Origin of the sequence: Aegicerativicinus sediminis (genome assembly GCF_015476115.1) — a bacterium.
Classification (GTDB): Bacteria; Bacteroidota; Bacteroidia; order Flavobacteriales; family Flavobacteriaceae; genus Aegicerativicinus; species Aegicerativicinus sediminis.
In genome coordinates, this window is sequence record NZ_CP064295.1 from 770,256 (window position 1) to 789,337 (window position 19,082).

Consider the following 19,082-nt stretch of genomic DNA (forward strand, 5'->3'; position numbering starts at 1 on the left):
CGTTATATCGTTTGTTAATAATGAAAATGCTCACTCTCTTTAATGAACGGATTGCGTTTTGGTACTAATGGAGCCTTACTTAGGGCTGTAAACACTATAAATAAGAATAGTCCTCCAAATAATAATATAGACCCTATTTCAGGTATTCCTATATACCAACGATCACCAACGGTCGCAGGCATAATCATATTAAATACATCTATATAGTGACCAGCTAAAATTACTATACCAGCCATAACAACAAACCATGGTATTCTCTTGTAATCACTATTCATTAATATTAATAGCGGGAATACAAAATTCATTACTAGCATTCCAAGGAATGGCAATTTATAATCATTAAAGCGGCTCACAAAATAGGTGACTTCTTCAGGAATGTTTGAATACCATATCAACATGAATTGTGAAAACCACAAATACGTCCAAAAAATACTAATGGCGAACATAAATTTCGCTAAGTCGTGCAAATGGCTATCATTAACTAGAGGCAAAAGACCTTTAGATTTTAAATACATTGTTATCATAGCGATAACCGTAATACCACTTACAAACATACTAGCAAATACATACCAACCGAACAAGGTACTAAACCAGTGTGGATCTGTACTCATAATCCAGTCCCAAGACATCATAGATTCTGTATAGATATAGAATACTAGGAAAGCCGCTGAAATTCTAAAATTCTTTATAAAGTTCTTATTATCACTAGCTTCGTCCTGAGCAAGAGAGAATTTTCTTGAAAAATGTCTATACAAACTCCATCCACCTAAGAAAATAACCCCTCTAACTACAAACCAAAACAAACTTAGATATCCCGATTTTCCTTGCAATAATTTATCGTGTGCAACAACCTCAGGATCCATCCAAACAAATAGATTATAATGACCAATTGTACCAGATGCCACAGCTATGGCAAGAACAATTGCACCGCCGGGTAATACATAAGAAGTAATTCCTTCCATCACCCTTAAAACCATTGGTGACCAACCTGCTTGTGATGCATATTGAATTGCATAAAATGCAAGGGCCCCAAGGGCTATCATGAAAAAGAAGAACGCCGCAACATATAAGGCTGCCCAAGGTCGATTTGCTATTTGGTGTTGAACGTGTTCAACATGCTCAGTATGTTCATCAGCATGGTGTTCAGAAGCAGCACCCATATCGGAATGTTCCTCTGAATGGTCTGCAGCAGCATGAAACGTTTCATCAGTGTGAGTTACTTCTTCTGCTACTGCATGAGAAGAATCTACGGACTCTTCTTGGTGAGTATCTTCAGCATGGGTTTCGGCGGTTACATGGTCCATAGTTGCGTGATCTTCCATCACTGCATGATCTGAACCTGCATCATGGCCGCCCTCATGATGGGCTGCCTCTTCAGACAAAATTGCCTCAACTTCTTCAAATGTCTTGTGCGAGGTCAGAAAACCATATATAACACCGATTGCCCCGATGATAATAAGCCCTATGGCAACTGATTTCAATCTATTAGAAAATGTATACATATCTAAATCTAAACTTGTCTAGTCTTTATACTTATTCGTTTGGTATTGCTGTTGTATCTGCAACTTGAGATGCTTCTGCATTCTCAGTTGTGGCGGTCTTATTACCACCGTCTAAAGCATCCTTCAACTGTAACACATAATCAACAACTTGCCAACGTTCTGTCTCATTCAATTGATTTGCATAAGAACCCATGGCATTCTTACCATAATAAATTGTATGGTAAATACTTCCCTCTGTTAAGGTTCTCCCTGGATCATTATAAGCAGGTACTCCAAGTATCTTTTCTCGTTTAACTAAAGTTCCTTGACCATCTCCTTTATTACCATGGCAAATGCCACAATAAATATCATATAAAGCTTTAGTCTCAACCTTACCTAACATGGTAGAATCTAAAGGGTTTTTCAAGTTTGCCTTAGCAGATTCGTAACCTTCGGTTGTATCCTCAAAATCGAATGGCACTTCTCCCCTCGGAACAGAATTCGAAGCGGGTAACTTGGCCTCCTGTTCATTGGCGAATATCTCGTACTCACCATAAGTTTCATATGGTACAGCCTCGTACATCTGTGGCATAAATTGGTAATTCGGTTGGGAATCACTTTTGCATGATTGCATTGTAATTGCTAACGGAACCAAAATAAGTATGTATGCTAACTTTCTCATCAGATAATTAATGGGCATTATCAATTAACTTCACTTCAACAGCACCTGTTTCTTTCAACAAATCTGTTAACTCCTTTTCATTATGGTGAACAGACATTTCAATTAAAAAGTGATCGTCTGTTGTTCTTACATCTGGGTTTTCTGCCTTTTTGAATGGCCACATTCTACTTCTTAGATAGAATGTTATTACCATTAAGTGGGCCGCAAAGAAAACGGTTAACTCAAACATAATTGGCACAAAAGCCGGCATGTTTTGAAAATAACTAAAGCTTGGTTTACCACCTATGTTTTGTGGCCAATCCTCAATCATAATGAAATTCATCATTACGATTGCAACGGTTAAACCAATACACCCATAAATGAAGGATGCAATAGCAATTCTTGTAGGAGCTAACCCCATTGCTTTATCCAAACCGTGCACCGGGAATGGTGTATATATTTCGTCTATGTGATGTTTTTCAGATTTAATGCGCTTTACAGCTGACATTAAAATATCATCATCATTGTAAATAGCGTGAATCACTTTTGAAGCTGCTTCCATATGCTACTATGCGTTAAGTAAATTTTTTGCTTGACCGGCCCAATCATCACGTTCTGCCCTACCCGGGAAAGAACCAGTAATTGAGTCCAGCAAATCATATTCTTTTTTGGTCATTCGGCTTACTTGTTCATAAGAGAAAATTCCTATTCCATTCAATGTTTCTTCCATTTTTGGACCGATACCATTTATTTTCTTCAAATCATCTTTAGTCTGAGCCACTGGATCAAATGTACCTACACTAGCCATTAACTCATCCATCTCATCAGTCTTTTCAATCTTTACCGGTTCATGCGTGATATCTGACACATAAGAACTAGATGTACGTGGGTCCGAACCAGTACCGACTAATGACTTTCCTTCCTCTCTAAGTTTCTTATAACGTTCACCTGAAGATTTCAAAATGGTTTTAACTTCCGCTTGAGCAATTACAGGGAATGTTCTAGCATATAATAAGAATAATACAAAGAAGAATCCAATGGTTCCAATAAATATTCCAATATCAACAAAGGTTGGAGAGAACATTGTCCATGAAGATGGAAGATAATCTCTGTGTAATGAAGTTACGATAATTACAAAACGCTCGAACCACATACCAATATTTACGATAATCGAAATGAAGAACGAGAACATTATACTTGTTCTTAATTTCTTAAACCACATAAATTGTGGAGAGAACACGTTACAAGTCATCATCGACCAATAAGCCCACCAGTAAGGACCTGTTGCACGATTAAGGAATGCATATTGTTCATACTCAACCCCTGAATACCATGCAATAAATAACTCTGTGATATAAGCCACACCAACAATAGAACCTGTAATCATAATTACAATGTTCATTAATTCGATATGTTGTACTGTGATATAATCTTCAAGGTTACACACTTTTCTCATAATAATAAGAAGTGTGTTTACCATAGCAAATCCAGAGAATATCGCACCAGCAACAAAGTAAGGCGGGAAAATCGTTGTATGCCATCCCGGAATTACGGAAGTTGCGAAGTCGAAGGATACAATTGTGTGTACAGAAAGTACAAGTGGTGTAGCTAAACCAGCCAAAACCAGAGATACTTCCTCAAATCTTTGCCAATCTTTTGCACGTCCGGTCCAACCGAAACTCAACAAAGAATATATTTTCTTTTGAAAAGGTCTCCACGCTCTATCGCGAATCATAGCAAAATCTGGAAGCAATCCTGTCCACCAGAAAACTAATGACACCGAAAGGTATGTTGAAATCGCAAATACGTCCCAAAGTAGTGGTGAATTAAAGTTTACCCAAAGAGAACCAAATTGGTTTGGTATAGGTAATACCCAATATCCCAACCAAGGACGACCCATGTGTATGACAGGGAATAAACCTGCCTGAACAACCGAGAAAATTGTCATTGCCTCAGCCGAACGGTTAATGGCCATACGCCATTTTTGCCTAAACAGCAAGAGTACAGCAGAAATCAAGGTCCCTGCGTGACCAATACCTACCCACCAGACGAAGTTGGTAATATCCCAAGCCCATCCGACTGTTTTATTTAATCCCCAGGTTCCAATACCAGTGGATATGGTATAAATGATACACCCAATTCCCCATAGGAAGGCTGCAAGCGAAATAGAAAATACTATCCACCACGATTTATTGGCCTTGCCCTCAACAGGTCTAGCTACATCAACAGATACATCATGATACGATTTCTCGCCTGTTACTAAGGGTCTTCTAATAGGTGCTTCGTAATGAGACGCCATAATCCGTTTTAATTGTTTCTTTATTATTAAACTTCCGTATTTCTAACTTTTACTTGGTACATCACGTTTGGCTCTGTGCCTACGTGTTCAAGTAAATGATACATACGATCGTCTTGTTTTAATTTGCTAACCTTACTTTCCTTGTCATTCACATCTCCAAAAACAAGTGCTCCAGTTGAACAAGCAGCAGAACAAGCAGTTTGGAATTCACCATCTTTAACTGTTCTACCATCTCTCTTGGCATCTAAAATGGTCTTTTGTGTTCTTTGAATACACATTGAACATTTTTCCATTACACCTCTTGAACGAACTACCACATCAGGGTTCAACACCATTCTTCCTAAATCGTTGTTCATGTGGAAATCGAATTCATCGTTTTGGGCATATAAGAACCAGTTGAAACGACGAACTTTATAAGGACAGTTATTCGCACAGTAACGTGTACCCACACATCGGTTATAAGCCATATGGTTTTGACCTTGTCTACCATGTGACGTTGCAGCCACAGGACATACAGTTTCACAAGGTGCATGGTTACAATGCTGACACATTACAGGCTGGAAAGACACTTGTGGATTATCCGCAGGATGTTCCATTTCACCGAACCCTCCTAAAGATCCATTATCCCCCCAAAGACCTGAAAGATTATCTTTTTTCTCATCATCAGATTCAAAAGTTTCTTCAGCCGAATAATAACGGTCGATTCTTAACCAGTGCATATCCCTACTTCTTCTAACTTCTGATTTACCAACAACTGGTACATTGTTTTCCGAATGACAAGCAATAACACAGGCACCACATCCGGTACATGCATTTAAATCTATTGATAAATTGAAATGATGCCCTACCGTTTGATCAAATCCTTCCCATAAATCAACTTTGGGAGAAGTTACGGGTGTTTCCTTATGATTAAGGGAAACCATAGGCATAGGATTCCAAACTTCCTTATTTTCACTTTTGAAAACATTAAGGGTAGTTTCCTTGATAATGTCTCCACGACCCATTAAGGTATTGTGCAACTGAAGACAAGCAAATTCATGTTCGCCGCCTACAGCTTCAATAGTTACGTTTTGTATAGAACTATAATTCTGGTATAGAGGATAGGCATTTACACCTGTCTGCATTTCATCTTTAAGACCAGCGGTTCTTCCATAACCAAAAGAAAGTCCAACAGAACCTTTGGCTTGACCAGGTTGAATTAACACAGGAACATTATCTATCGTTACACCATTTACAGTTACCTTTGCATAACTACCATTTAGTGCACCATTAGAAACATGCCAGTTTTTCAATCCTAATTCTTCAGCATCCTTTTTATTAACTGATAGGTAGTTGTCCCAAGAAACTCTTGTAATAGGATCAGGGAATTCTTGCAACCATGGATTGTTTGCTTGAGAACCTGTACCCATTCCTATTTTAGAGTACAATGTCAGCTCCATTCCTTCACCAGCAGTACTGTTTAATGCTCTAGTTGCTTCACCAGCATTGAAAGACGAAGTGGTTGCTGTAGAATCTTCAATTTCATTGACATCAGGAGCTTCAGCGCCCTCTATTTCTGAGCTTACTGCTAAGGTGCCTTTAAAGACCCCATCATGTAAAGCTTTATTAAAGGATTCTCCACCTAGAATTGATCCAGACCAAGTCTCCTTTATATAATTGTAATACGATGTGTCATTTCCATTCCACTTTAACAATCCTTCTTGAAATTGACGGGTGTTGAACAAAGGTTTTATAGTGGGCTGAACTAAGCTAAAATGACCCTTTTTAATTTCAACATCACCCCAAGATTCCAAATAATGTGGTGCAGCACCAACATAATTAACTGATTGAGCAGTTTCGTCTGGAGTTGTGCTAAATGAGATTGAGACAGTCTTTGAAAGTCCTTCGACAAAATCAGCCGAATTTGGCAAGCTATAAACTGGATTTACACCAGCCATAATAAGAACTCCCACATTACCAGCATTCATATCATTCACCAAAGCAGCTACAGCCTTGTCATTTCCTTGCCGGGTTTTAATGGTTGTTTTAGGATCAAAAGCAGCGCTTCCCAATGAAGCATTAATTTCTAAGGCTAAAGCTTGTGCATTCACATCAGGAATACCAGTTACAACAACTGCTTTACTTCCAGCTTTACTTATTTCTGAAGCCACACCATCTAATAGGGCTTTCTGCTCATCACTAAGGTTAGAAGATCCTCCACCATTCATTTTTCCAAATAAATAAGCCAATGCGGCTTTTTGTTGTGAAGGCGTCATTGGAATTCTCTTATCGGCATTGGCTCCTGTTAAGGACATATTCGCCTCAATTTGAATATGACGAGACATTTTTCCATCTTGAGGAATCCTTCCTTTGGCATATCCAGCATCGAATCCACCACCCTGCCAATCTCCAAGGAAATCAGCACCTATACCTACAATAAGAGATGCTTTAGCAAAATCATAATTTGCCAAACCTCTTTCCCCATATTTTGCTTGGTATGCATCAGCAGCAGCTGATTCTGAAATCGCATCATATACTACATGACGTACGTTACCATATTTGGCGGTAAATTCCTTTATTAATTTAGATGTAGATGGACTGGCAAAAGTTTGGGTCAACAAGACAATTTGTTTCCCGCTGTTTTTCGCATCGGTAAGTTTTTGATTTGTTTCAGAATCAAAATCGCCCCAACTGATTGGCTGGCCATCTTTTAATGGACCCTGTAATCTGGATATATCATAAAGACCCAATACAGATGCATTAACTCTCGCATTTGCACCTGAAAGTCCTTTAGCTAAATCATTATTTTCGATCTTGATTGGACGTCCCTCTCTTGTTTTAACAAGAACACTTGCAAAATCGAAACCATCTGCAATTGTGGTTGCATAATAATTGGCAACACCTGGAATAATTTCTTTTGGCTGAACAACGTAAGGAATAGATTTCTTAACCGGCCCCTCACAGGCTGCCAAAGAAGCAGCTGCTGTACTAAAACCAACATATTTTAAGAAATCTCTACGAGTTGTTGAAGATGCCTCAAGTTTATCCTTATTACCTAAGAACTCATCTACTGGGATTTCCTCAACAAATTCCTTTTGTCTTAGCGTCTCAACAATAGAACTGTCATTCAGTTCTTCAACACTTTTCCAGTATTTCTTGTTAGATGACATATGTTATAATTGAATTACTTCTTTAAGTTTATTAATAATGGCATTTACCGCATTCCAATCCACCCATCTGTGCAACAGTGAGTTTATCTACTCCATATTTCTTGGAAAGCTGCTCATGAATTTTAGTATAATATTCATTGCCTTCAACAGCAACATCAGTTTGTCTGTGACAATCTATACACCAACCCATTGTTAAAGGAGAGTATTGGTACATGATTTCCATTTCCTCAACCGGTCCGTGACAAGTCTGACATTGAATTTGACCCACTGTTACGTGCTGTGAATGGTTAAAATATGCAAAGTCAGGAAGATTATGGATTCTCACCCATTTAACAGGTTTTGTCTCACCAGTGTATTTTTGCTCAGCCTCATCCCATCCAACAGCAGCATATAATTTTTTAATCTCACCGGTGTAAAACTCTTGTGAATACTCCTCAGTTGCCTCACCAGTATATTCATATATAGACTTATGGCAATTCATACAAACATTCAATGATGGAATGCCAGAGTGCTTACTAACCCTTGCAGATGAATGACAATACTTACAGTCGATTTGATTATCACCAGCATGGATTTTATGTGAATAATGAATTGGCTGTACAGGCATGTAACCTTGATCTACACCTATTTGCATTAAGTATCCATAAATAAAATAAGCACTAGCCAATAACAAAAAGATTGCAGTAACCAAAACCAAAAATTGATTTTGAACAAAAGCCTTCCATATTGGAAGTCCCTTCTCCTTAACAGGCAATTCGATTCCTTTATCCGCAGCAAATTTGTTTAAGGTTTGACGAACTAAAACCAATGCAACCGCAAGAAGACCAAAAAGTACAGCAAGAGCAATTAGTATAATGGTATTCGAAACATTACCTCCAGCAGAAGCATCTGTTGTTACCGCAGCAGTATCAGCCGTAGTCTCAGCAGGAGGCGCTTCTTCAGCAGTATAAGCTAGTATATCTGAAATATCTTGGTCTGAAAGGGTTGGGAACGCCGTCATGGCTGTCCCACCGTACTCTTCAAAAATCTGTTTTGCATAAGCATCACCCGAAGCAATAACCCCAGCACTATTATGAATCCACGCTGTAAGCCATGCTCTGTCTAATCCTTGCTCATCGGCCAACTTCTGTTCAATATTACGAAGTGGTGGTCCGGTCATTTTTTTATCTAACCGGTGACATGCAGCACAGTTTGCATTAAATATAGATTTCCCTTTAACAGGATCTCCTTCTTGCGCATTAACGGTGATAGAAAACGAGAGTAAAACTAGTAACCCTAAGAGAAGAGAGTTTAAGGTTATTTTGCGGTATTTCACCTGTTTCATTTATTAATTGTTAGGTTCTTTACAATGTGCCAAGACAAAAAAAGGCACAAGCAATTTTTTTTTAAAATTGAACTTTTTCCTAAATAATCTGTAATTATGTCTGTGTTTCAACTATTTAGAAAGCCGATTTTTTTGGCATAATTTTTTCAGGAATAGCCGAAAAACCCTGACATAAAATATCACGCAAAAGTAATATTTAAAGTGGATTTTGGAAATGTTAGTGAAGTGTTAACTATTAATTTATAAGGATTCTAAATAATAATTTTGGAGGCTGTTGAGTTATAAAAATTATCTTTGCCCAAAACCCAATATAAATATGAAGAAATTGTCCCTAATCATAGCAATTTTTATGTTCTCAATAGCAGGCAGTTATAGCTCGTTCGCACAAAATGCTACGGTAACTGTTGAGCAAGATAAGGCCATCGCGAAGCTTTTAGAATACAAGAAAGATATTGAAACAGCCAATATTTATCGCATACAAATTTTTAGTGGGGACCGCTCTGGCGCGGAAAAATCTAGGAGTGAATTTCAATCTTCTTATGGGCAATTCCCCTCTAACATTACTTTTGAAACACCGAATTATAAAATTTGGGTTGGAAATTTTAGAACAAGACTTGAAGCAGATAGAGCCCTGCTCGATATCAAGAAAAAGTTCCCAAGTGCATTTATTTTTCGACCAAAGAAAAACAGATAAATACCAAAAGAAAGAGCGGCAAATTGCCGCTCTTTCTTTTATATAAATTTTTAATCCTTAATTATTTCAAGGTCTTCTTAACCTCAACCTCCCTAAAGGCTTCTACAACATCCCCGATTTGAATATCATTGTAGTTCTTAATCTGTAAACCACATTCAAATCCTTTGGAGACTTCTTTTACGTCATCCTTAAAGCGCTTTAATGAAGCTAATTCACCAGTAAAAACAACCACCCCATCTCTAATTAAACGGATTCGGGAGTTACGGAAAACTTTACCGCTAGTAACCATACAACCTGCAATTGTACCAACTTTTGAAATTTTAAAAGTTTCCCTTATTTCAATCGTTCCGGTAATTTCCTCTTTTAATTCAGGGGAAAGCATACCTTCCATGGCATCTTTAAGATCATTGATGGCGTCGTAAATAATTGAATATGTTCGGATATCAATTTCTTCCTTATCAGCCAAAGATCTTGCATTACCCATTGGCCTAACATTAAATCCAATTATAACTGCATCTGAAGCTGTAGCCAACAAGACATCACTTTCAGTAATTGCCCCAACACCTTTATGGATAATATTTACTTGAATCTCTTCAGTAGACAACTTCTGGAATGAATCTGTTAATGCCTCGACTGAACCATCAACATCACCTTTAAGAATAATATTCAATTCCTTAAACTCACCAAGGGCAATACGTCTACCTATCTCATCTAAAGTAATATGTCGCTGGGTTCTAACAGACTGCTCGCGCTGCAACTGTGTACGTTTCGCGGCAATTTGTTTAGCCTCACGTTCATCTTCAAACACACTGAACTTATCACCAGCTTGTGGAGCACCATCTAAACCTAATATGGAAACAGGTGTTGATGGGCCAGCTTTTTTCACTTCCTTACCACGTTCATCATGCATGGCCTTTACCTTACCGCTATTCTTACCAGCTAAAACATAGTCTCCTACTTTTAAGGTTCCAGCTTGAACTAAAATTGTAGAAACATAACCACGACCTTTGTCAAGAAATGCTTCCACTACGGTACCATTTGCAACTTTATCAGGATTTGCTTGAAGTTCAAGTAATTCTGCCTCCAACAATACCTTCTCCAATAATTCCTTAACCCCAACTCCAGTCTTGGCTGAAATATCCTGGGACTGAATTTTTCCACCCCAATCTTCTACCAACAAATTCATATTTGCCAAACCTTCTTTAATTTTTTCAGGATTAGCAGTTGGCTTATCTATTTTATTTATTGCAAATACAATAGGCACCCCAGCTGCTTGGGCGTGGGCAATAGCCTCTTTAGTTTGCGGCATAATATCATCATCCGCTGCAACAACTATGATAGCCAAATCGGTAACCTGTGCACCCCTAGCTCTCATCGCGGTGAACGCTTCGTGACCAGGCGTATCTAAAAAGGTAATTCTTTGTCCACTCTGCAAAGTCACAGAATAGGCACCAATATGTTGGGTAATTCCTCCTGATTCACCAGCAATTACATTTTCCTCACGGATATAATCTAACAACGAAGTTTTACCATGGTCAACGTGACCCATCACCGTAACAATTGGAGCTCGTGGTTTTAGATCTTGTGGATCATCTGGTTCTTCTTCAATAGATTCCTCTATATCAGCAGTTACAAACTCCACTTTATAACCAAACTCATCAGCAACGACCGAAAGGGTTTCTGCATCAAGACGCTGGTTCATTGTAACCATCATGCCCAAAGACATACAGGCTGAAATAACTTCATTAACAGAAACGTTCATCAACGTTGCAACCTCACTTACAGTAACAAATTCTGTTACTTTAAGGATTTTGCTTTCCGCCTCTTGTTGTTCTAATTCCTTTTCAGTTTGCTCTCTATGAAGGTCTCTTTTTTCCCTTCGATATTTTGCTCCTTTACCCTTAGATGACTTCCCTTGAAGCTTTTCTAAAGTCTCCCTAATTTGTTTTTGAACTTCAGCTTCACTAGGCTCTTCCTTGATAACGGTAGTACGACGCTGCTTTCCTTTAAAATTATTTCCCTTATTACGGTCATTATTAAAGTTGCCTCGATTATCACCTGGGGTTGCCTTACTGATACGTCTCCTCTTCTTCTTGTTATTGTCCTTATTATCGTTTGAAGTCTCCTTTCGATCCTCCTTTTTCTTTTTAGGCTTATTAAACTGGGTGAGATCTATTTTTTCACCAGTTGATTTTGGACCAGAAAGCTTCTTGTATTGTGTTTTTATGACGTCATCATCTTCATCATTCTTAACACTTTCAACCTTCTCGACCTTTTCTTCAACCTTTTTAACTTTTTTAGGCTTTTCCTCAACAGGTTTTACCTCAACTGGGACAGGTTGCTCCTCTATTGGTTTTTCGACTTCCTTAACAGGTTCTGGTTCAGGCACTTTTTCCTCCTTCTTTTCTTCAACTGGTGGTGCCTCCTTCTTAGGTTTGTTAAGATCAATTTTACCAACTGTTTTGGGCCCTTTTAGTTCAGCTTTTGCTTTTACAACAGAACGCGCCTGTTCCTCTTGCTGAGCCTTCTCCTCGAGTTCACGCTCTCTTTGAAGTCGAATTTCTTCCTTCTCTTTTTGTTTTGCCTCACTAACTTCTTGAGATTTAGACTTTTTGTCGGCATCCGTTTGAAATTCATCTGACAAGACGTGGTAAATGTCTTCAGTAATTTTAGTATTAGGACTCTTATCTACATTGATTCCTTTTGAATCTAAAAATTCAACAGCTCTATCAATGGAAATGTTAAGCTCCCTTAATACTTTGTTTAATCTGATTGTTTGCGCCATAAATTGCGTGTAATATACCTTTAATATTGTTATTCCTCAAATTCTTCCTTAAGAATGCGAATAACATCAATAATTGTTTCTTCTTCTAGGTCTGTACGTTTGACCAAATCATCCACATCAAGCTCTAGAATACTTTTTGCAGTGTCTAAACCTACCTTGCTGAATTCAGCAATAATCCACTCTTCGATTTCATCTGAGAATTCTGCAAGTTCAACATCTTCCTCAGCACCCTCTCTAAACACATCGATCTCATAACCCGTTAATTGGCCGGCCAATCGGATATTGTGACCGCCTCTACCAATTGCCTTTGAAACTTCTTCAGGTTTCAATAAGACCTCTGCATGTTTTGTTTCATCATCAATCTTAATGGACGTAACCCTTGCCGGACTTAATGCTCTTGTTATATATAATTGCAGGTTATTAGTGTAATTGATAACATCAATGTTTTCGTTACCCAATTCCCTTACGATACCATGTATCCTAGACCCTTTCATACCGACACAAGCTCCAACTGGGTCAATTCTATCATCATAAGAATCAACAGCTACTTTAGCTTTTTCACCAGGAATCCTCACCACATTTTTAACGGTGATAAGTCCATCAAACACTTCAGGAATTTCTTGTTCAAATAATTTCTCTAGAAAAACAGGTGAAGTTCTAGACATTATAATCGCTGGCTTGTTTCCTTTAAGCTCAACACTTTCAATTATACCTCTTACATTTTCTCCTTTTCTAAAGAAATCTGAAGGTATTTGCTTTTCTTTCGGCAGAATTATTTCGTTACCCTCATCATCTAATAAGATTATAGCACGATGACGAATATGATGCACCTCGGCTGTGTATATCTCACCTTCTAACTCCTTAAATTGCTTATAAATGTTGGTATTGTCGTGTTCGTGAATTTTTGAAATAAGGTTTTGGCGAAGAGCTAAAATTGAACGCCTTCCTAGATCAATCAACTTTACTTCTTCCGCAACATCTTCACCCACCTCAAAATCTGGTTCAATTTTACGTGCCTCAGAAAGAGAGATTTCCTGATTTGGATCTTCCACCTCATCATCTGCAACAACAATACGGTTTCTCCAAATTTCCAAATCTCCTTTATCAGGGTTTATAATAATATCGAAGTTATCATCATCCCCAAATTTCTTCTTTAAAGCATTCCTCAAAACCTCTTCTAAGATAGCCATAAGGGTAACTCTGTCTATCAGTTTGTCATCCTTAAACTCTGAAAACGAATCAATTAACGCAACATTTTCCATATCTGCCGTGAATTAAAATTTTAATATAACCTTAGCGGACTCGATATCATCAAATGCCAATTCCGCTTGTTTTTTTACTGTTATTTTTCCTTTACCTACTTCCTTTGGTTCTCTTGTTTTCCATTCGAGAACAATACCCGATTCTTGAATTTCCTTTAATTTGCCTTCAAATTTTTCGCCACCGATAGTTTTTACTTCCATTTCGCGACCCAAATTTTTATTGAACTGTCTATTATTTGTAATAGGAGAAGCAGCTCCTGCAGAGGTTACCTCCAAAGAAAAATCAAATTCTTCCCTATCTAGTTGATGTTCAATAGCGCGACTAACGAACATGCAATCTTCTACATCTACTCCCTTATCTCCGTCTATGGTTACTTTAATGGATTGATCCGATGAAACCTGCAAATCAACTAAAAATAGATCTTTTCTTTCTTGAACAGCTCCATCCAAAAGACCTCTAACCTTTTCTTCCAGCATTTAAAAATCGGTATAAAAAGAGGGGACTTTCCGTCCCCTCAATTATTCTTTTTCTAACAACGCTGCAAATATACAATATAATTCATGTATTTCCCAAAGATTCAACAGCACAATTTTGTGACATCTAAATTGATTAGATTACGATAAAAATTCTTCTGATACTCATGAATAACTTTAGAATCAATTATTTTTAACTATCAAACTTCCAAACATGCTGCATAATCTTAAAAAAATAGCTAAAAGGCGCTTATACTTAGTCTTAATTTTCCCTTGCTTAATTTGGTCTAACAATTACAAAGAACAACCCAAGGATGCACAAAATGATTCTTTAAAGAAACCAAAAAATATTATTCTTTTGATTGGAGATGGAATGGGGTTAAGTCAAGTTTCATCTATTTATTTTGACCCAAATTATACACCAAACTTTAATAGATTCCATACTATTGGTTTAATTACCGTATCATCAGCGTCTGAGCTTATTACCGATTCAGCTGCTGCAGCCACATCATTTGCTTCAGGTGAAAAGACTTATAATGGTGCAATTGGGGTAAATATCGATCAGGAACCACTTGTAACCATTGTTGATTTGGCCTCTGACAAACAAATGAAAACGGGAATTATTTCGACTTCCTCAATAACTCACGCTACACCGGCGTGCTTTTATGCCCATGTGGAAAAAAGGAGGATGCAAGATGAAATCGCCACGTTTTTACCAGTTTCGGATATTGATTTTTTTGCCGGCGGTGGAACAGATTTTTTCAATAATCGCAAAGATGAAAGAAATTTAACCGAGGAATTTGTTCAAAACGGTTTCACAATTGACACCACTCTTGTGGAGGATTACAGTAAGTTAAAGGATTCAACCAAATATGGATTTTTAATGGCTCCCAATGGAATGAAATCCATGATTGATGGGCGAGGAGACTTTTTACCAACTTCTAGTGCCTTGGCTATAGAATATCTTTCCAAAAGTAAAGATGGTTTTTTCTTAATGATTGAAGGGTCTCAAATAGATTGGGGCGGCCATGGCAATGACGGAGAATACATAAAAAGTGAAATGTTAGACTTTGACCAAACAATTGGAAAGGTATTAGATTTTGCTAAACAAGATGGCAACACGTTGGTTATTGTTACTGCAGATCACGAAACTGGAGGATATACACTTACATCTAACGGGAGCAATTATAACGAAATTCTTCCTTCCTTTTCTACTACAGGACACTCAGCCACATTGATTCCTGTTTTTGCCTATGGCCCTGGGGAAGAGATTTTCTCTGGTATATATGAAAACACGGAAATATTCCATAAAATGAAATTGCTGCTTGAATAGCAATACTCTTAGAATAAAAAAAATCCTGACCAAAACTTTGATCAGGATTTACATTTTTTGTTGGCCTACTAGGGGTCGAACCTAGACTCTTCTGAACCAAAATCAGACGTGTTGCCAATTACACCATAGGCCATCACTCAAAATGAGGTGGCAAATTTAAGACAATCTTTGATTTGCGCAAAAATTTCATTTAAAAATAATTTAAAATCCCCAACGTTAGCTTAAAAATCCTAACCCTTATACATATAATTACTAAATTCGCCCGCAATAACAACTAAATAAGCTATGACCCCATTCAATTTTAAGAAATGGAATACCGTCCTCGGATGGGTTGTTTTCGCCATTGCCTTATTCACTTATGGCTCAACTATAGAACCAACAGTTAGTTTCTGGGATGCAGGTGAATATATCCTCACTTCTGCAAAGCTACAAGTTGGCCACCCTCCTGGAGCTCCATTATTTCAAATGTTGGGAGCATTCTTCTCCCTGTTCGCTTTTGAACCTGAACAAATAGGTAGGATGTTAAACATGATGAGTGCTGTGGCTAGCGCTTTTACAATTTTATTCATGTTTTGGACAATTACATTGTTGCTTAAAAAGTTGATTAACCATAAAGAGGAAAAGACAGACCAAGCAGAAAAAGCGATATTAGGAGCTGCTACCGTGGGAAGTTTAGCATTTACCTTTACCGATTCATTTTGGTTTAATGCTGTTGAAACGGAAGTATATGCAATGGCCACTCTAATTATGGCAATTATGTTTTGGTTGGCATTACGCTGGGAACAAGACATGTTTAAACCGAGGGGAAATAAATGGCTTATTTTAATTTCGTTCGTTATTGGTCTTTCTTTTGGAGTCCATTTTATGGGACTACTTACAATCCCTGCAATCGGACTTATTTATTTCTTTAAGAATTACAAAGAAGTTACCATAAAGAATTTCATTATTGCCAACCTAGTATCAGTAGGTATACTCCTTTTTATATTTAAACTTTTATTACCAAACACTTTAAGGCTTTTTAGTGCTTCAGAAATATTATTCGTAAATAGTTTCGGATTACCTTTTAATTCAGGCACTATAATAGCTGGTTTAGTGGTAGTCGCTCTATTTTATTATAGCCTTAAAACTACTAAGGAGAAGGGGCTACAGACGATGAATACCTTATTATTATGTTTGATGTTCATTTTTATAGGATTTTCATCATGGATGATGTTGCCAATTCGAGCAAATGCAAATGTGGTTATAAACGAAAATAACCCCTCGAGTGCCAGGGAACTTTTAGCGTATTATAACTTAGAACAATATCCTGAAACACATCTTTTTTACGGACCACAGTTTACCGAAATCTATTCTGGTTCAGATGCGAAAAAACCATTTATCGATGACAAGCCGAAATATGAAAAGGATGAAGAGCTAGGTAAATATGTAATCGTAAACGAATATAAAAACGCAAAACAAAACTATAATTCTGAACATGCCTCAATACTTCCTAGAATGTGGAGTTCCGAACATGCCCAGAATTATATGATGTTTACTGGCCTAATCGACTTCAGCATTAAACCAGAATATAGTATGGAAAATGACGTCCGAGCATTGGTTGCTGATTTCCGACAACGCGTAGCAGCGGGTGAAATCGATTATGATGGTTACGACCGGTTTTTAAGAAATTATGGCCAACAATATTTAGACGTAGAAAAACCTTCTTTCGGAGATAATTTAGTCTACTTGTTTGACTATCAATTAGGTTATATGTATTGGCGTTATTTTATGTGGAACTTTGTGGGACGTCAAAACGATATCCAAGGCAAATATGACAACTTCAATGGAAATTGGCTTAGCGGAATAAAACCAATTGATGCTTGGCATCTTGGCATGTCTCAGGACAATTTACCTTCAGATGTTGAAGATAATCCAGCCAGAAACACCTATTATTTCTTACCCTTAATCCTTGGTCTAGTAGGTTTCTTTTTCCTCTTGGGAAGAGATACAAAAATGTTCTGGACCATGCTGGTATTTTTCCTATTTACCGGAGTTGCAATTCAATTTTATACGAACGTCCGACCATTTGAGCCTAGGGAACGTGATTATTCAGTGGTAGGATCATTTTATGTTTTTGCCATTTGGATAGGTTTTGGAGTCTATGCTATTTACAACTTTGTCCGTAAAAAAGTTGAATTTAAATTTCTTCCACAAGTTTTAACAGCAGTCTGCATTTTATTAGTTCCTGTTATTATGGCTGCAAACAATTGGGACGATCATGATCGCTCAGGTAGGAGAACGGCTCATTCCATGGCTGAAGCTTATCTACAGTCTTGCCAACCAAATTCAATTTTATTTACCATTGGGGATAATGATAGTTTTCCTTTGTGGTATGCCCAAGAAATTGAGGGGATCCGTAGAGATGTGAAAGTTGTAAATACAAGCCTTTTCCAAACAGATTGGTATATAGACCAAATGAAAAGAAAGGCTTATGAAAGCGATCCTATTCCTTCAAGCCTAACCCATGACCAATATAAATATGGTACTCGTGACTATATTATGCGTCGTGAAATTACCCAAGACACTCTAATGATAAAAGATTTTATGGATTGGGTAGTTAGCGATAACCCTAGAACAAAACTGCGATTTATCACACAACAACAGGGTGAGGAAACCAGTTTTTATCCTGAACACCTGTTAAATTCCAATTATTTTCCTACGAGACATATTAGAATTCCTGTAGATAAACAATCCGTACTGGAAAATGGTATTGTTAAGCCAGAAGATGCTGATCTTATCGTACCTTATATAGACATTCAAATTAATAGTAGCGTTATCTATAAAAATCGACTATTAATGCTCGATATTATTGCAAACAATAATTGGGAACGGCCAATATATTTCTCAGGTGGAGCCTTTGGAGATGAAGATTATATCTGGATGAAAGATTATCTTCAACTAGAGGGTCTTTGTTATAAACTCGTACCGATAAGAACGCCTATCGATAAAAACAATCCGTTTGAAATGGGTCGAATAGATAGCGACATTATGTATGAAAAAGTAATGGCTTGGGATTGGGGTAATAGTGGAGAACCTGATATTTATCACGATACTGAAACTCGAAAAAATGGTATATCCTATCGCAGTAATTTGGCACGCCTTATGGATAAGCTACTTCAAGAGGACCAAAAAGATAAAGCAGAGGAAATAGCCGATTTGGCCATGGAAAAAATGCCAGTAGACATTTTTGGATATTATACCTTGTTAGAACCATTTATAGACGGATATTATAAAGTTGAAGCAACAGAAAAAGCTCAAAAATTATTCCTAGAAGTATCTAGTAAATATCAAGAACGGCTGAAATATTTCAGTGAACTAAGCATCGAAAATCAACGCAGGTATTTAGAGGAAATAGTAACAGATATAGAGAGATATCGTAGCTTGGTTGACATCTTAGTGATGAATGGCGATCAAGATTTTGCATTACAGGAATCTGAAAAATTCAATAATTATTTGGGATTGTATAATCATTTCTTTGAAGATCGAGCGCCTCAACCTGAAAATCCAGTTATGGATGATCCTGATATCAACTCGATTATTGATAGCCTACAGAATATAGAATCTGATTCTACTGAATAGAT

12 protein-coding genes and 1 tRNA gene are annotated in these 19,082 nt (G+C 37.4%); 3 read left to right on the forward strand and 10 right to left on the reverse strand.

Going from position 1 to position 19,082, the window contains the following annotated elements; all coding sequences use genetic code 11:
* Positions 1–14 precede the first annotated feature (14 nt).
* Genes ISU00_RS03410 through ISU00_RS03435 form a run of 6 tightly spaced genes read right to left on the reverse strand, consistent with a single transcriptional unit; the run spans position 15 to position 8,914 of the window.
* A complete protein-coding gene (locus ISU00_RS03410) occupies positions 15–1,502 on the reverse strand; it encodes an urease accessory protein UreE (protein WP_228852640.1) in 1,488 nt (495 codons plus the stop codon).
* Positions 1,503–1,533: 31 nt separating this feature from the next.
* Positions 1,534–2,163 (reverse strand): c-type cytochrome, encoded by a 630-nt coding sequence (locus tag ISU00_RS03415; RefSeq protein WP_228852641.1) that lies wholly within the window; start codon positions 2,161–2,163, stop codon positions 1,534–1,536.
* Between the two features lie 7 nt (positions 2,164–2,170).
* A complete protein-coding gene (locus ISU00_RS03420) occupies positions 2,171–2,704 on the reverse strand; it encodes a DUF3341 domain-containing protein (RefSeq protein ID WP_228852642.1) in 534 nt (177 codons plus the stop codon).
* Positions 2,705–2,710: 6 nt separating this feature from the next.
* Complete coding sequence (nrfD, locus tag ISU00_RS03425; protein WP_228852643.1) at positions 2,711–4,441, reverse strand: NrfD/PsrC family molybdoenzyme membrane anchor subunit; 1,731 nt, start codon at positions 4,439–4,441, stop codon at positions 2,711–2,713.
* Positions 4,442–4,467: 26 nt separating this feature from the next.
* Positions 4,468–7,590, reverse strand: a complete 3,123-nt coding sequence (locus ISU00_RS03430; RefSeq protein ID WP_228852644.1) for a TAT-variant-translocated molybdopterin oxidoreductase — start codon at positions 7,588–7,590, stop codon at positions 4,468–4,470.
* A 31-nt stretch (positions 7,591–7,621) separates the two neighbouring features.
* Positions 7,622–8,914 (reverse strand): c-type cytochrome, encoded by a 1,293-nt coding sequence (locus ISU00_RS03435; RefSeq protein WP_228852645.1) that lies wholly within the window; start codon positions 8,912–8,914, stop codon positions 7,622–7,624.
* A gap of 316 nt (positions 8,915–9,230) precedes the next feature.
* On the opposite strand from ISU00_RS03435, the gene ISU00_RS03440 reads away from it, so the two are divergent.
* Positions 9,231–9,608 (forward strand): SPOR domain-containing protein, encoded by a 378-nt coding sequence (locus tag ISU00_RS03440; RefSeq protein WP_228852646.1) that lies wholly within the window; start codon positions 9,231–9,233, stop codon positions 9,606–9,608.
* Positions 9,609–9,669: 61 nt separating this feature from the next.
* On the opposite strand, the gene infB is transcribed toward ISU00_RS03440, so the two are convergent.
* The 3 genes from infB to rimP are packed head-to-tail and all read right to left on the reverse strand — an operon-like array spanning position 9,670 to position 14,132.
* Positions 9,670–12,393, reverse strand: a complete 2,724-nt coding sequence (gene infB / locus ISU00_RS03445; RefSeq protein WP_228852647.1) for a translation initiation factor IF-2 — start codon at positions 12,391–12,393, stop codon at positions 9,670–9,672.
* Between the two features lie 29 nt (positions 12,394–12,422).
* Positions 12,423–13,655 carry a transcription termination factor NusA gene (gene nusA / locus ISU00_RS03450; protein WP_228852648.1) on the reverse strand — a complete coding sequence of 411 codons (1,233 nt, stop codon included), beginning with the start codon at positions 13,653–13,655 and terminating at the stop codon, positions 12,423–12,425.
* Between the two features lie 12 nt (positions 13,656–13,667).
* Positions 13,668–14,132, reverse strand: a complete 465-nt coding sequence (gene rimP, locus ISU00_RS03455; RefSeq protein ID WP_228852649.1) for a ribosome assembly cofactor RimP — start codon at positions 14,130–14,132, stop codon at positions 13,668–13,670.
* A 211-nt stretch (positions 14,133–14,343) separates the two neighbouring features.
* Here rimP and ISU00_RS03460 point away from each other — a divergent pair, with 211 nt between their 5' ends.
* On the forward strand, positions 14,344–15,462 hold the full coding sequence (locus tag ISU00_RS03460) for an alkaline phosphatase (RefSeq protein WP_228852650.1): 1,119 nt from the start codon (positions 14,344–14,346) through the stop codon (positions 15,460–15,462).
* 60 nt (positions 15,463–15,522) lie between these two features.
* Here ISU00_RS03460 and ISU00_RS03465 read toward each other — a convergent pair.
* Positions 15,523–15,595 (reverse strand) — tRNA-Gln (locus tag ISU00_RS03465).
* A 152-nt stretch (positions 15,596–15,747) separates the two neighbouring features.
* On the opposite strand from ISU00_RS03465, the gene ISU00_RS03470 reads away from it, so the two are divergent.
* Positions 15,748–19,080, forward strand: coding sequence for a glycosyltransferase family 117 protein (locus ISU00_RS03470; protein WP_228852651.1), 3,333 nt, complete (start codon positions 15,748–15,750; stop codon positions 19,078–19,080).
* Positions 19,081–19,082 lie beyond the last annotated feature (2 nt).

Coding starts and splice junctions, on each gene's coding strand:
- ISU00_RS03410 (WP_228852640.1), bottom strand. CDS start 1,502: ATGTATACATTTTCTAATAGATTGAAATCAGTTGCCATAGGGCTTATT.
- ISU00_RS03415 (WP_228852641.1), bottom strand. CDS start 2,163: ATGAGAAAGTTAGCATACATACTTATTTTGGTTCCGTTAGCAATTACA.
- ISU00_RS03420 (WP_228852642.1), bottom strand. CDS start 2,704: ATGGAAGCAGCTTCAAAAGTGATTCACGCTATTTACAATGATGATGAT.
- nrfD (WP_228852643.1), bottom strand. CDS start 4,441: ATGGCGTCTCATTACGAAGCACCTATTAGAAGACCCTTAGTAACAGGC.
- ISU00_RS03430 (WP_228852644.1), bottom strand. CDS start 7,590: ATGTCATCTAACAAGAAATACTGGAAAAGTGTTGAAGAACTGAATGAC.
- ISU00_RS03435 (WP_228852645.1), bottom strand. CDS start 8,914: ATGAAACAGGTGAAATACCGCAAAATAACCTTAAACTCTCTTCTCTTA.
- ISU00_RS03440 (WP_228852646.1), top strand. CDS start 9,231: ATGAAGAAATTGTCCCTAATCATAGCAATTTTTATGTTCTCAATAGCA.
- infB (WP_228852647.1), bottom strand. CDS start 12,393: ATGGCGCAAACAATCAGATTAAACAAAGTATTAAGGGAGCTTAACATT.
- nusA (WP_228852648.1), bottom strand. CDS start 13,655: ATGGAAAATGTTGCGTTAATTGATTCGTTTTCAGAGTTTAAGGATGAC.
- rimP (WP_228852649.1), bottom strand. CDS start 14,132: ATGCTGGAAGAAAAGGTTAGAGGTCTTTTGGATGGAGCTGTTCAAGAA.
- ISU00_RS03460 (WP_228852650.1), top strand. CDS start 14,344: ATGCTGCATAATCTTAAAAAAATAGCTAAAAGGCGCTTATACTTAGTC.
- ISU00_RS03470 (WP_228852651.1), top strand. CDS start 15,748: ATGACCCCATTCAATTTTAAGAAATGGAATACCGTCCTCGGATGGGTT.